Origin of the sequence: Nocardia cyriacigeorgica (assembly GCF_010858045.1) — a bacterium.
Classification (GTDB): Bacteria; Actinomycetota; Actinomycetes; order Mycobacteriales; family Mycobacteriaceae; genus Nocardia; species Nocardia cyriacigeorgica_E.
In genome coordinates this window covers 1-13,134 of the sequence record NZ_JAAGVC010000049.1, presented here as the reverse complement: position 1 = coordinate 13,134, position 13,134 = coordinate 1, and the positions used below count along the sequence as shown (strand labels likewise).

The 13,134-nt window shown below is 62.3% G+C and carries 12 protein-coding genes; 9 read left to right on the top strand and 3 right to left on the bottom strand.

Translation table 11 applies throughout. From position 1 onward, the window contains the following. Nucleotides 1-3: 3 nt before the first annotated feature. Nucleotides 4-339, bottom strand: a complete 336-nt coding sequence (locus GV790_RS25845) for a DUF4873 domain-containing protein (protein WP_014349813.1) — start codon at nucleotides 337-339, stop codon at nucleotides 4-6. 256 nt (nucleotides 340-595) lie between these two features. Between GV790_RS25845 and GV790_RS25840 the strand changes: the two genes are divergently transcribed. The 5 genes from GV790_RS25840 to GV790_RS25820 all read left to right on the top strand — a co-directional run bounded on the left by GV790_RS25840 (nucleotide 596) and on the right by GV790_RS25820 (nucleotide 6,160). Continuing rightward, the gene (locus GV790_RS25840; protein WP_014349814.1) at nucleotides 596-1,582 is read left to right on the top strand and encodes an AurF N-oxygenase family protein; all 987 of its coding nucleotides are present in this window, start codon (nucleotides 596-598) and stop codon (nucleotides 1,580-1,582) included. 198 nt (nucleotides 1,583-1,780) lie between these two features. Beyond that, the gene (locus GV790_RS25835) at nucleotides 1,781-3,379 is read left to right on the top strand and encodes a flavin-containing monooxygenase (RefSeq protein WP_048833154.1); all 1,599 of its coding nucleotides are present in this window, start codon (nucleotides 1,781-1,783) and stop codon (nucleotides 3,377-3,379) included. Then, nucleotides 3,376-4,233: an SDR family NAD(P)-dependent oxidoreductase gene (locus GV790_RS25830; RefSeq protein WP_014349816.1), complete on the top strand. Its 858-nt coding sequence runs from the start codon at nucleotides 3,376-3,378 to the stop codon at nucleotides 4,231-4,233. Before GV790_RS25835 ends, GV790_RS25830 begins: the two co-directional genes overlap by 4 nt. Before the next feature lie 45 nt (nucleotides 4,234-4,278). After that, complete coding sequence (locus GV790_RS25825; RefSeq protein WP_014349817.1) at nucleotides 4,279-5,310, top strand: ferredoxin--NADP reductase; 1,032 nt, start codon at nucleotides 4,279-4,281, stop codon at nucleotides 5,308-5,310. Between the two features lie 106 nt (nucleotides 5,311-5,416). Then, nucleotides 5,417-6,160, top strand: coding sequence for a TetR/AcrR family transcriptional regulator (locus GV790_RS25820; RefSeq protein ID WP_014349818.1), 744 nt, complete (start codon nucleotides 5,417-5,419; stop codon nucleotides 6,158-6,160). A gap of 470 nt (nucleotides 6,161-6,630) precedes the next feature. On the opposite strand, the gene GV790_RS25815 is transcribed toward GV790_RS25820, so the two are convergent. Then, nucleotides 6,631-7,287 carry a TetR/AcrR family transcriptional regulator gene (locus tag GV790_RS25815; RefSeq protein WP_171048474.1) on the bottom strand — a complete coding sequence of 219 codons (657 nt, stop codon included), beginning with the start codon at nucleotides 7,285-7,287 and terminating at the stop codon, nucleotides 6,631-6,633. A gap of 220 nt (nucleotides 7,288-7,507) precedes the next feature. Here GV790_RS25815 and GV790_RS25810 point away from each other — a divergent pair, with 220 nt between their 5' ends. Genes GV790_RS25810 through GV790_RS25800 form a run of 3 tightly spaced genes read left to right on the top strand, consistent with a single transcriptional unit; the run spans nucleotide 7,508 to nucleotide 10,289 of the window. Next, nucleotides 7,508-8,038: a PaaI family thioesterase gene (locus GV790_RS25810; RefSeq protein WP_048833156.1), complete on the top strand. Its 531-nt coding sequence runs from the start codon at nucleotides 7,508-7,510 to the stop codon at nucleotides 8,036-8,038. A gap of 38 nt (nucleotides 8,039-8,076) precedes the next feature. After that, nucleotides 8,077-9,255, top strand: coding sequence for a cytochrome P450 (locus GV790_RS25805; RefSeq protein WP_178128353.1), 1,179 nt, complete (start codon nucleotides 8,077-8,079; stop codon nucleotides 9,253-9,255). After that, nucleotides 9,249-10,289: a BtrH N-terminal domain-containing protein gene (locus tag GV790_RS25800; protein ID WP_014349822.1), complete on the top strand. Its 1,041-nt coding sequence runs from the start codon at nucleotides 9,249-9,251 to the stop codon at nucleotides 10,287-10,289. Before GV790_RS25805 ends, GV790_RS25800 begins: the two co-directional genes overlap by 7 nt. A 485-nt stretch (nucleotides 10,290-10,774) precedes the next feature. Here GV790_RS25800 and GV790_RS25795 read toward each other — a convergent pair whose 3' ends face one another. Beyond that, on the bottom strand, nucleotides 10,775-11,455 hold the full coding sequence (locus GV790_RS25795) for a TetR/AcrR family transcriptional regulator (protein ID WP_014349823.1): 681 nt from the start codon (nucleotides 11,453-11,455) through the stop codon (nucleotides 10,775-10,777). Between the two features lie 188 nt (nucleotides 11,456-11,643). Here GV790_RS25795 and GV790_RS25790 point away from each other — a divergent pair. Then, nucleotides 11,644-13,134, top strand: a 1,491-nt coding sequence (locus tag GV790_RS25790) for an MFS transporter (RefSeq protein WP_178128357.1), incomplete at its 3' end; no start/stop codon positions are given.

The window sequence follows — 13,134 nt, the reverse complement described above, 5'->3', positions numbered from 1 at the left end:
GGCTCAGCTTTGCGTAGCTTCTACTTCCTCCAGCGTCGTCGGCACGTGATAGGGCGGTCGTCCTCTGCCCTGAACTCGATAGCGGCCCCAGAAGTCACGATCGCCGATGGTCGCCGGCGCCTCGCCCGTACTGGTCCGGATCAGCACGGAACGTCGGCGTCCCCCTAACAGATTGTCGAGTTCGTCGTTCTGGCGGATGCGCCCGTACCAGCTGAAGCGGCCGTCGATGGGTTGGAAATAGCCGCGCAGTTCGACTTGCACCTCGACGTCGTCGGTTGCGATCACCACTGTGGCCGGCCCGATGTAGTCAGAGGCATCGTGCGGACTCTGAGACTTCACTGTGAACTCCTCCGTTTGGTCGATAGTCGACGCCAGCGATCGGATCGCCCGGCACTGGGGCCAAGTAGCCCGGCGTCGGGATCGGGGCCGGCCCTTGACAAGCCGCGCCGCCGGGGTCAAAGTTACCTCATACCCCAAGTATCCGCTACTGCCCGTATTGCACTCTTGAGCGGATACCGGGTTACTGCCACCGGACGTTGATCCGGACTGGATGTATCGATGCAGAGTCATCGATCGAGTCTCAAAGGAGCGACAGATGACGACCAGTGACGTCAGGGCCGAGACCAACGGGCAGATTGCCGTAACCACCGACGGTATGGCGCGCGTGAGCGGTCGGCGACCCATTGACCTGCAACGATCGGCCGGACGACTGCTCAAGACTTCCGTAGAGAAGTTCTACGACGCCGAAGTCGACATCGACTGGGATAGTCCGTGGTTGCCGGATAAGGCGTGGTTCCCCGAGCATCGCCTGTCCCTCTACGGCACCGGTCTGTGGAACCGGCTTTCCGAGGAACAGAAGATCGACCTGGGCAAACATGAGTTGGTGAGCATCCTCAGCTTCGGGATCTACGCCGAGAATTTGCTGAGTATGGCGTTGCTACGGCTGAACACGACGGGTGATCTCGTCGATAACAAGGCCCTATACGCACTTGCCGAGGTTGGCGACGAGAGCCGCCATTCCACAATGTTCGCGCGTCTGATCGCCAAAACGGGGATCCCGCCCTACAAGCTTCCGCCAGGGTTTCTGTCGCTGGCGAAGATCCTGCATTTCGTCCCGCTCGGGCCCTCGATCCAGGGCGCGACCTTGCTGATCGAGGAGATTCTCGATCGGGCACAGCGTGAAGCGATGAACGACGAACGCCTACAACCGCAGGTCCGGCAGTTGATGAAAATTCACGTGCTCGAGGAGGCCCGCCACATCACGTTCGCGCGCTCCGAGCTTGTCGAGGGTATGCGGTCGCGAGGCCGGATCTCGCGGGCATGGCACCGCGGCGTCCTCGCAGTTGTCGCGAACCTGTCCTACCCGATCTTGATCAATCCCAAGCTGTACCGTGCTGTCGGCGTGCATCCTCTGCGGGGGTTCCTCGCTTGCCAATTCGGCCCGCACTACCGGGAGAACCTGCAGTTCATGTCCGAGCCGATGATCCGATTCTTCGATGAGGCAGGAATGATGGAAGGTCGCTTCACCATGTTCCTTTGGCGCCTGACGAGGAGCCTCCCCGACGATATCGCCCGGCGGTGAACAGACTCGGACCGGCGTGAACAGCACCACGCATATTGCTGAGCGCAAGTCGCGCCGTGATATGTTGCGGCGGGCACTCGTCGAATCCCGCGAACTCCTCGGTCCTGCCGCCGGTCCGACATATCCGCAGTAGCTGAGTAGCTATCGAAAATTTGTGGCCACCTGTACCGCACGTGAGCCAACGTTCAGAGGAAATCGATGAGTAATAACCGTTCTGCCAAATACACGGGAAAGACCAATGGTTCGGGAGGTCGTGCAGCGAGCGAGAGGGTGCACACAACAGAGGTCCTCATCGTCGGGAGCGGATTCTCCGGCATGGGAATGGCGATTCAACTGCTGAAATCGGGAATGAATGACTTCTTGATAATCGAGAAGGATTCCGAAATCGGCGGAACCTGGCGCGACAATACATATCCGGGCTGTGCCTGCGATGTCCCTTCTCACATGTACTCGTACTCTTTCGAGCCCAAGCCGGATTGGAGTCACTTGTGGGCAGGACAGGATGAAATTCAGCAGTATCTCCTGAGTCTCGCACGCAAGTACGATCTCTATAGCCGCACGCATTTCGGGCGGGCCTTGCAATCCGGATACTGGGATCCTAGTGATTCCGCGTGGCATGTTGCGACCTCCGACGGCAACGAGTACGTCGCCCGATTCCTGGTTTCAGGCGTAGGCGCACTCCATATACCGAATATCCCCCAGATCAAGGGGCAGAAGAAGTTCGCTGGTGCAGCATTTCACTCGGCGCAGTGGGATCATGACTGCACATTGGATGGCAAGAAGGTCGCTGTTATCGGGACGGGTGCGAGCGCAATCCAATTCGTTCCGGAAATTGCCAAGGTAGCCGATGAACTGCATCTATACCAGCGGACGCCGGCGTGGGTACTGCCCCGTAGGAACGTCAAGGTCCCGAAGGTGATCCAAGCCCTGCTCACGAGGGCGCCGATCCTCGCCAAAGCCCTCCGGACTGCCATCTACTGGTCAGCGGAGTCACTGTCGATAGGACTGAACGGACATATCAATTTCATGCGTCCGCTCGAGAGTGTCGCCAAGTGGAACATAGCGCGGGGAATAGATGATCCCGCGCTGCGCAAGAAGCTCACCCCCACGTATCGCATCGGGTGCAAAAGAATCCTCGGTTCCAGTGACTACTACCCAGCGCTGAATCGGCCCACTACATCCGTCATCACCGACGGGATCGCCGAGATCACCGAGGACGCCATCATATCCCAGTCCGGTGACAAGCGTCCGGTCGACGTGATCATCTATGCCACCGGTTTCCACGTAACCGACGGGTTCGACCACCTCCGGCTCAAGGGTGCGTCCGGTCGTGAACTCTCCTCCGTATGGTCGGACGAAGGGATTCAAACCCATCTCGGCATCACCACCGCAGGTTTCCCGAACTTGTTCTTCCTGCTCGGCCCCAACACCGGGCTCGGTCACAACTCGGTGGTATTCATGATCGAATGCCAGATCAGGTACATCATCGGCGCGATTCGGCTCGCGAAGCAACGTGGCGCAGCTGCGCTCGAGGTGCGTGAACCCGTTCAGCGGGAATTCAACTCGGACATCCAGCGGAAATTGGTGAACGGGGTCTGGAGCAGCGGGGGGTGCACCAGTTGGTACCTCGATGCACAGGGTGTCAATCGGACGGTCTGGCCAGGTTTCACCTGGCAGTATTGGCGGCGTACCCGCAATGTCGCGGACTCTGATTTCGCGTTGGTCGGCGAGTCGACAGGTGATCAAAGCGGCGACCTCCTTCCGAATTCGATCAAGAAGGGTAGCTTGCCGAGATGAGAGAGTTCAGCGACCGAGTCGTCTCGGTAACCGGGGCAGGTTCAGGAATCGGCCGTGCAGTTGCAATTCGACTCGCCGGCGAGGGCGCGCGGCTGGCCATTGCCGACATCGACGGCGAACGGGCCCGCGAAACCGCCTCCATGTGTACCGCGCTGGGTGTCGAATGCCAGCACTATCAGCTCGATGTGGCCGATCGTAGCGCATTCACGGAATATCGTCGTCAGGTCCTCAGCGACTTCGGTTCGGTCAGTATGGTAATCAACAATGCCGGGGTCGCACTCGGCGCCGACATACTGGATATGCAATGGATCGACTTCGAATGGTTGATGTCGATCAATTTCTGGGGAGTCGTGAACGGCACGAAACTATTTCTTCCGGATCTGATCGACTCGGGCGACGGCCATGTTGTCAACGTGTCGAGTGTCTTCGGACTGATGGCCATTCCCAGTCAGAGCGCATATAATGCTTCCAAATTCGCCGTCCGAGGCTTTACCGAGGCGTTGCGCCAGGAGATGCGAATTAACCGGCTACCGGTGGGCGTAACATGCGTGCATCCGGGTGGTGTTCGCACAAATATTGTGCGCGGAGCTCGAGGTGTCGGCGCGATGGGTGATCAGGAGAAGATTGTCGCCGGTTTCGATCGTATAGCGCTCACCACTCCGGAAAGCGCCGCCGAAACGATCCTGAAGGGCGTGCGACGGAACAAACCTCGAGTCCTTATCGGACCCGATGCCCTGGGTTTCGATTTCGTCGCCCGCGCGGTGGGGCCGAGGTATCAGGACCTGAACGCTCCGCTGGCCCGTGTCGGCTATGCGATCGGCCGTCGTTACGGCCTTGTCAAGCGCGACAGTTGAATCTGGGCCACGGGCCGGAATAATAGAGAAGGAATATCCTGGAAGATGAGCATGCCATGTGAACTCACGGTCTCCCGTGTAGTGCAGGAAACAGCGGATGCGGTGTCCATTTGGTTCGAGGTGCCCGAGCAGCAATTGGGCGTATTTGCCTACGACCCCGGGCAGTTTCTTACGTTGCGTATTCCCGGAGCCGGCGACGGGGAATATGTGGCCAGATGCTATTCGCTCTCGAGTTCCCCGCATGCAGACGACTCGCTAGCTGTCACAGTGAAACGCACGGAGGGCGGGTACGGATCTAACTGGCTGTGCGACAACATCAAGGTTGGCGCTGAGGTAACCGTTCTGCCGCCCACCGGGCACTTCACACCGAAAGACCTGGATGCGGACATGGTTCTGTTCGCAGCTGGTAGCGGAATCACCCCGGTGTTATCCATCGTCAAGTCGGCTCTGCTCGAAGGTGGCGGCCATCTCGTTCTCTTCTATGCCAACCAGCATGCCGAGAGCGTCATCTTCGGTGAAGACCTCCGTTACCTCGCCAAGCAGTTTCCCGAGCGACTGACTCTCATCGAGTGGCTGGAGAGCGAGCGTGGGCTACCGGACCGAAGCGCAATCCTTGAAATCTGCCGTGAGTACCGAAATCGGATGTATTTCTTGTGTGGGCCGGCGGCGTTCATGGATTTGGTGGTAGACGCGGCGCGCGAAGCCGGCGTGCAGCACCGGAACCTACACCGAGAAGTATTCCAATCTCTGCACTCCGATCCCTTCGACGTGGAGAACTACGTCAAGGAATCAATGACGAACGAACAAGCCCGTCTAGTAGTATATCTCGATGGTGATCGCGCCGAGCTGGAATGGCCGAAAGATTTGACCCTCGTCGAGGTCTTGTTGAACGAGGGGTACTCGCCTCCGTATTCCTGCCGGGAAGGCGGATGCGGTGCATGTGTGTGCAAGGTTATCGACGGCGATATAGAGATGAGAGTAAACGAGGTACTCGATGATGATGATATCGAGGAAGGTGATCGGCTGGCATGCCAGTCGGTACCCGCCACCAATTCGGTGACTGTGACATTCGACTGACCATGCGTTCGCGCAGGCCCCGTAACGGCGTTCATGCTCGCCCGATCCAGCGCGCAATCGCCGCCCGCGATATCGGTCACTTGTCCGATAGCGTATACTCGGCCAGATGGCGGGCGCACAAAAGCGGATTCGGGAGGTCGGTAGCTCGGTGGTTCGGCGAATTGACGCACGCTCGAGCCGATGGGAAGAGCACCGGGTCCTGGTTCGAGCAGAACTGGTCGACGCAGCGTACCGTGCCTTCGGCAAGTACGGTCCGGACGCGAGCATGGACGACATCGCTCGGGAGGCGGGTGCGACAAAACCCAAGCTGTATCGCCACTTCAAGGACAAACTGGGCCTTCGTGCAGCTGTTATCGAACGTGCGAAGGAACTCATGTGGTCGAATGTGCTTGCTACCGTTGATTTCGGATCCGATCCGATTCGAAGTGTGATGAATCAGCTCGTCGAGCAATACGCGCAGCTGGTCGACGAGCACAAGAACGTCTTCCAGTTTCTCGTTCGTAGTCATTTTAGCGACAATTCATCGGGATCGGATCCAGCTCTTGAGAACGCACGTGAACTGGCAGGTTTCATTGCGGGTCATTTCGTCACGGTTTTGGACACCGCTGGGGCTGACACGTCGGGCATAGACTTGGTGGTGCAGTCGATCGTAGGGGCGAGCCTCTCCGCGACGGATTGGTGGATAAACTCGCAATCCGATCCGACCTCGGCTATGCCGAGAAAGGCTTTCGTCGAGCATCTCAGCGCAATCATTTGGGGGATTATCGATTCCTCGGCGCGAGCTCGTGGAATCCGGATAGACCCGGATTCGACTTTGCGGATTGAGAATATTGGACTGATCGAGGCTTAGCTGAGCGAATTCGAGCCAAACGCCGGTCGAAGACGACGCGGGATGAGCTTATCTGCCATAGCGCGGTGACACTGCCGGATTGCATCCCCGCGGGGCAAAAGACCCGTGAGCAATGCCGTTGTCGCGCCATCGCCGGTGGGCGGGACGACCGCCGATCGGCCTGGTCCGCATCGATTGCTCGGTGCGTCAGCGTCGTCGGTGCTGCTCTACCCAACGCAGCAGCTGGTTGGGCTTGCCCGGCTTGTGCATGACAGCTCATGTGTCATTTTTCGGGATTGCTTTCGTGCGAACCTGCGGACCCGAATCGATGGATCCGACGCGAACTTGGTTCAGACCGCCCGCAACCGCTGGCGACCACTTCGCGCTCGACGTTCCTCCGGCCGAGTCCGAGCTACGTTTCGAGAACGTCGCCGCCTACTTGTCGTTGAACCAGCTGCTGTGGAATCAAGGGAAACGAGGGTACCGCTGCTTCAATGGCTCGGTACCGCGTTGTGGCATGCAGCTGAGGCATCTGGTCTGAGACCCGCAGAGCCCACCCCGAGATAACGTAGGGCAATCTCGGAGATCCGGCGTGCCGTTTCGGCGCTGTCGCTGGCCGGTAGTACGAGATGGCTGATCGTCAATCGAATGAGCGCATCGACTGCGTCGGCCACGTCATTGGCGTCGATGGTGGGGTAGTGGTGGAGGAACGCGGTGACCAGTCGCTCGGACGCGAGTTGAAGCATGGAGGCAGAGGTTGTCAACAGGGGGAGGACGCCGGTTTCATCGCGCGGGCCGCTACCGGGTGTAGTCAGGACGGCTTTGAGTAAGGGGCTGGTTGCAGCCTCGTCGAGCGTGTAGCGAACTATCGCTCGGATCGATTCAGGCAACGCGCTGCGGTTGGAAGCAAGCAAATCCTCGATCCCGGTCAGGAATTGCTCCGCTTCGTGCAGAACGAGTGCATCTCCAAGCCCTTGCTTGTCGCCGAACTCTCGATACAGCGTGGCGCGTGATACTCCGATCAGACCGGCTACCTCGCCGAATCGTACACGTTCCCAGCCCTTCTCGACCGTCAGGGCGCGGGCGGCGCGGATTGCTGCCTCGCGGAGGTGTCGCCTGAACGACAGCCTCACCGATTCTTCCACCACCCCTCGGATGGTAACAGAACGTGGGTTTTGTTCATGAGTGGACAAACTCCCGGACACTTCGTCATGTCCGCGCGTTGCTTGATCGCGAGCTATGCGCGACAAGCAGCGGAGATCTGATCAATTGTTGACAAAATGGTTCTGATTGTCTCCAATGTAGTTGTATCGCGGTCCTGCTCGAGTCTGATGTTGGGCGCGCGTTAGTCGACAGAGAGGTCTGGCCATGGACAAGGCTTCGGATGCGGTCAGTAGGTTGTCTGACCCAGGCGTGGAGGACTGGGTGCGCTCGTTCCGGCTCCTGGAATCCGGATCGCCAGAGTTGCCGCCGCACCATCCCGACTGTCTTGGTTGTGGGCCGGCCAACCCGCACGGACATTCCCTATCGGTGCGGCGTTGCGAGGGCGGCGTCGTTGCTCACCATCTTTTCGACCAGCGTCATGTCGGAGCGCCGGGGATCGCGCACGGTGGCGCGGTGGCGACCGTCATCGACGACCTGTTCGGCTTCTTGCTGTACACGGTCGGCGAACTCGCCGTGACCCGGAATCTCGACATGGATTATCTCGCCCCGGTACTGCTCGATACCCCCTACACGCTGCACGCCGAGGTACGGTCGCGGCATGGCCGTAAGTTGAATCTCGCGGCCAGGATGGAGGATCTAGAAGGGCGCTCGGTCACTACGGCAACCGCCGTGTTCATCGTGGTCGAGGCCGAACACTTCCTGCAGTCGCGGGCGAAGGCTCGGAGGCAGGCGTGACTGCTGGACCAACTGAGAGGGAACTACTCCTCGACGTCTTGCTGACCGATCACGGCTCAGCCGGCCCCTACGAGGCGTTCCGACGCTTGCGCGAGACTCAGCCCGTGCTTGTCACGCGATCGGGGGTCCTGGTACTGAGTCGCTACGACGACTGCGCAGCTGCGCTCCGTAACCGTAGCCTCGGCAAGGCCGACGAGTCGCTGGGATTCGGCTTGTCGGAGATTCCCGAAGAGTTGCAACGTCAGGCTATGCATCGATTCCGGCGCACCATGCTGTTCCGCAACCCGCCTGACCACCACCGGCTGCGTCGGCTGGTCGCTGACGTTTTCACCCCTCGGCACATCGACGAGTTGCGAGGCCGCGTTGTCACGCAGATCCGTGATCTGATCGATGTCATCGAGGACCAGGGTTCCGCCGATATCATCAGCGATCTCGCCCTCCCGCTGCCCGTGAATGTAATAGGCGATCTTCTTGGAGTGCCAGTGACCGATCGAGCCGTGGCCGCTCCTCTGGTACGCGCCCTGGTCGCCTCGCTCGAGCCCAGCGCGGACGCCGCGGCGCTGACTGCCGCGTGTGAAGCGGAAGACCAACTCGCAACGTACTTCACAGACCTCCTGGCGGCCAAACGCGCCCACCCGGACGACGACCTGCTCAGCCGTCTCGCCGTGGCGCATGGCGACGACGTCTTGGACGACGACGAATGCGTTGGCACCGCGATACTGTTGTTCGCGGCAGGGTTCGAAACCACCACAAACCTCATCGGTAACGGCGTTGCTGCACTGCTCGCCCATCCCAGCCAAATGGACCTATTGCGGGCCAGGCCCGATCTGGCGAGCAACGCCGTCGAAGAATTGTTGCGTTACGACTCGCCGGTCCAGACCAATGGGCGCACGGTGCTCGAGCCAACACGGGTGGCAGGAGTCGACCTGGATCCTGGCCAGGTTGTATTGACCTTGCTCGGGGCGGCCAACCGAGACCCGGACCGATTCTGCGACCCCGATAGCCTCGATATCACCCGAACCGGGACCCCGCCGCTATCGTTCGGTGCCGGCATTCACTTTTGTCTTGGCGCGCCGTTGGCGCGGCTCGAAGGAGCCGTACTGTTCCCACTCCTCACGGCGCGTTTTCCCGGTCTTAGGCTCGTCGAACAACCTCGCTGGCGTACGGGGTTGTCCTTTCGCGGGCTGTCGAGTCTGAAGGTGGTCACCGGATGCTGATCCAGCCTTACCCGCACCTGAAGGGCGGCCATTGTGGTTCGGGTGCGTTGCGCGATCTTATGTCCTGGGCCGGGCTTGGCTGGGACGGCGAGCTGAGCGAAGGACTCGTGTTCACACTCGGCGGCGCACTCGATTTCGCTTACCTGCGCGCCGATGCGATCAATCCTCCGATATACCTGGTGGGGCGTGGTGGGGATTTGGAGGTCGACCTGTTGAGGCGCCTCGGTGCGAAGACCGAACTACGTCAGACCGAGGATCCCGACCTCGGTTGGAAATGGGTGAGGACCGAACTGGACTCCGGACGGCCCGTCATGGTCTGGGCCGACATCGCTGAACTCCCATACCTGCGGGTACGACTGCGCATGAGCCGCCACGACATCGTTATCGTCGGCTATGATGACGAGGCTCGCGAGGCGTATATCGTCGACAACGACCGCGATGAGATCCAGACGGTGTCGTATGACGCATTGGCACGGGCACGAGCCTCCACGGGGTTCCCGACACCCACACGCCACGCCACGTACATAGTCGATTGGCCCTCCGACGTGCCTGACCTCCCGTCCATGGCTGCCGCAGCGCTCGAACAATCGGCGGCAACCCTGAAACATGGGGGCCCCAGTTCGATTGCCGCGCCGGCCTCGAACGGTGTCTCCGGCACCGGGCTCGACGGCGTTCGCCGCTTCGCTGAAGACGTCTCCCGTTGGCCCGACATCTTCGGAGACGAAGACCTCGAGGCTGTGCTCAGGTCACTCGCTGCCTTCATCGAAAAAGCGGGTACCGGAGGCGGTCTGTTTCGACGCCTCATCGCTCAAGGGTGCGTCGATCTCGCCGATTACACGCGCAATCCGAAGGTTCACGCGGCCGCACGCGCAGCACGGCTGGCCGCACAGTCTTGGACGAGGCTCGCCCATATCGCCGTCTCCGATGAAACCCCATCGCGACGCTCGGTTCAGGTAGCCCGGCATGCCGCCGTGCTGCCAGAGTTGGAGGAAACCTTGGCAGATCTTCTCGCCGCCGCCGCCAACTCACTCTGAACCAGCTTGTCTGCAGACAGGTACATCCGCTACGGCTTCGAGACCGGTGGTGAAGTGCGCCTGTGGGGGATGGGGTAGCCCCAGGCGGTGGCCCGGGACCGGGCCGACGACGTCACCATTGAAGCGATGAACTCCCAGCTCCTGGTCGATGTCACCGACCAATCCGCTCTGGACCCGCGCGATATAGCAGAGCGACAGGCATAATAGGGCGCAAAATCCTGCACCGACCGGGACAGTCGCGTCCGCTGGGAGACACGGCTGGAAACCATCACGGTCGTCGCGACCACTGCGCTTGCGCGCCTGGTCGTGTCGGGCATTTGGACGCCGATACCCATGGACGCCGCCGCCTTTGAACCCGGCCACGTCAGCGGCGGGGTCGCCTGTGTGAAAGCGTCCGCACTGCGACGGTGCTCGGGGCCGGTCGATTGCTTTGGGCTCGGCATTCGCAAAGTTGGTGTGGCAGTGGCTGCTCAGTGATGCGCAGGTCAGGAAGGCGCTCGAACACCCTCACTGCCGGACGGCCCGTTTTCGGCCGGGCACTTTCGGTGGGCGGTGAGGAAGTTGTCGACGAGTCGGGCGCAGTCGTCGTGGTCGATGGTGCGTAGTCCGGTGAGGCGGGCGAACACGATCGGGCCGAGGAGTTCGATGATGGCGAAGGTGGTGTCGAGCTCGCCGAGCATCGCGCGGGCGTCGGGGCTGGTGAGTATCTGGTCGAACGGGTGGCGGTATTGCTCGATGACGCGGGCGCGTAGTGAGGTGACGGCGGCCGGGTCGGGGTGGTCCTCGCCGATAGATCCCATCGCCAGCCAGGCCAGGGTGGTCATCTGTACCGGGGCTTGTTCGATGAGGTCGGCCTGGGTGGTGAGCAGCGCCAGGAGCTGCTCACGCACGGGCCCGGTGCCGGTCGGTGCGTCGACCTGGGGAAGCAATCGTTCGAAAGTCGCCGCGAGCAGCTGGGTGGTGCTGCCGAAATGCCGGTAGAGGGTGGCGCGAGCGACTTTCGACACGCGGGTGACCGCCTCGACGGTGACCGCTTCGACACCACCGGTCGACAGCAGATGGGTGGCCGCGTCGAGCAACCGGTTGCGTGAGCGCGCCAGCCGCGGATCGGCCTGCTCCTCGGCGGTGGTGAGCGGGTCGGTCACTGCGGGATCCCGGTCGGTCATGGCCGCGCGCTCCTCCGGTTCGTGTCGTTCAAATCGTGCGAATGTGTGGACATCATCCCACACCCCGACCATTATGATACTGACGGTCTCGCACCGAGACTGGTAGTCTTTAACGTTGGGAGGTGCCGGTGACCAGACCCGGAACGGACACGGTCGAGATCGCCCGCTGGACCAGGGCCCAGTGGTGGATGCTGACGGTGTCGTGCCTGGCGGTGGCGCTGGTCGTCGCGGCGATGGCGGCACTGTATTCGGCGTTGCCGCAGATCGCGGTCGCGACCGGGGCCACCCAAGCCCAGCTGACCTGGATCGTCGACGGCTACACCCTGGTGCTGGCCTGTCTGGTGCTGCCCGCCGGAGCCATCGGCGACCGCTACGGGCGCCGCGCGGTGCTGGTCGCGGGACTGGCGGTATTCGCAGCTGCCTCGGCGCTGCCGCTACTGCTGTCCGACCCGGCCTGGTTGATCGCGGCGCGCGCGCTGGCCGGGGCGGGCGCGGCGCTGGTGATGCCCTCGACACTGTCGATCCTGACCGCGAGCTTCCCTCCTGCTCATCGTGGCCGGGCGGTGGGAGTGTGGGCCGGGGTCGCCGGGTCCGGGGCAGTGCTGGGCATCCTCGGTGCCGGGCTCCTGCTCGAGCGGTGGTCGTGGCTATCGGTGTTCGTCGGGTTGACCGTGGCCGGGGCAGTGCTGGCGGGGTTGGCGTGCACCATCGCCGAGTCCCGCCAGCGCGAGCATCCGCCGGTGGACTGGGTGGGCGCGGGCGCGGTCGCGGTGGCGGTCGCGGCGATCGTGTTCGCCGCGGTCGAGGTCCCCGCGCGCGGCTGGGCCGACCCGCTCGTCGCCGCCACCGCCGGGATCGGTGTGGCCGCGGCGGTGGCGTTCGTGGTCGTCGAGCTGCGCTCGGCGGCGCCGCTGCTGGATGTGCGGTTGTTCACCCGCCGGGGCTTCGGTGCCGGGTCGCTGTCGGTGACCATCCAGTTCCTGGTCACCTTCGGGGTGTTCCTGCTGCTGGTGCAGTACCTGCAGTTGATCTTCGGTTACGGGCCGCTGGCCTCGGCGCTGGCGCTGGCGCCGATGGTGGTGCCGCTGGTCGCGATCTCGGTGATCGCGCCGTGGCTGTCGAGCCTGGTCGGGTTGCGGGTGATGACTGTGGTCGGCCTGCTCACCATCGCCGCCGGGCTGGTCCTGGTGAGCAGGTTGACCCTGGCCGCGCACTACCTCGATCTGCTGTGGCCGCTGCTGATCATGAGCGCGGGCCTGGGATTGTGTACCGCCCCAGCGACCTATGCCATCGTCGCCGACACCCCCGAGGCCAAACACGGGGTCGCTGCCGCGGTCAACGACGCCGCCCGCGAGATCGGGGCCGCGATCGGGATCGCCGTGGCCGGCAGCGTGCTGGCCGCCGGCTACACCCACCACATCGCGCCCGCGCTGTCCCGGCTGCCTGAGCCCGCCCGCGGCCCGGTCGCCGATTCCCTGGCCGCGGCTCTACAGGTCGCCGACCAGGCAGGACCGGTAGCCGCGCCGTTGGCCGAGTTCGCCAAGGCCGCGTTCGTGCGCGGCAGCGGCCAGGCCGCGCTCACTCTGGCCGCCCTCACCACGATCGGGGCGATCGTGCTGGCATTCCTCGCCCCGGGCCCCACCACCCGCCGATTCCGAACACCACGCCCGCACCCGTCC

Coding starts and splice junctions, on each gene's coding strand:
- GV790_RS25830 (WP_014349816.1), top strand. CDS start 3,376: ATGAGAGAGTTCAGCGACCGAGTCGTCTCGGTAACCGGGGCAGGTTCA.
- GV790_RS25835 (WP_048833154.1), top strand. CDS start 1,781: ATGAGTAATAACCGTTCTGCCAAATACACGGGAAAGACCAATGGTTCG.
- GV790_RS25820 (WP_014349818.1), top strand. CDS start 5,417: ATGGCGGGCGCACAAAAGCGGATTCGGGAGGTCGGTAGCTCGGTGGTT.
- GV790_RS25800 (WP_014349822.1), top strand. CDS start 9,249: ATGCTGATCCAGCCTTACCCGCACCTGAAGGGCGGCCATTGTGGTTCG.
- GV790_RS25825 (WP_014349817.1), top strand. CDS start 4,279: ATGAGCATGCCATGTGAACTCACGGTCTCCCGTGTAGTGCAGGAAACA.
- GV790_RS25810 (WP_048833156.1), top strand. CDS start 7,508: ATGGACAAGGCTTCGGATGCGGTCAGTAGGTTGTCTGACCCAGGCGTG.
- GV790_RS25795 (WP_014349823.1), bottom strand. CDS start 11,455: ATGACCGACCGGGATCCCGCAGTGACCGACCCGCTCACCACCGCCGAG.
- GV790_RS25840 (WP_014349814.1), top strand. CDS start 596: ATGACGACCAGTGACGTCAGGGCCGAGACCAACGGGCAGATTGCCGTA.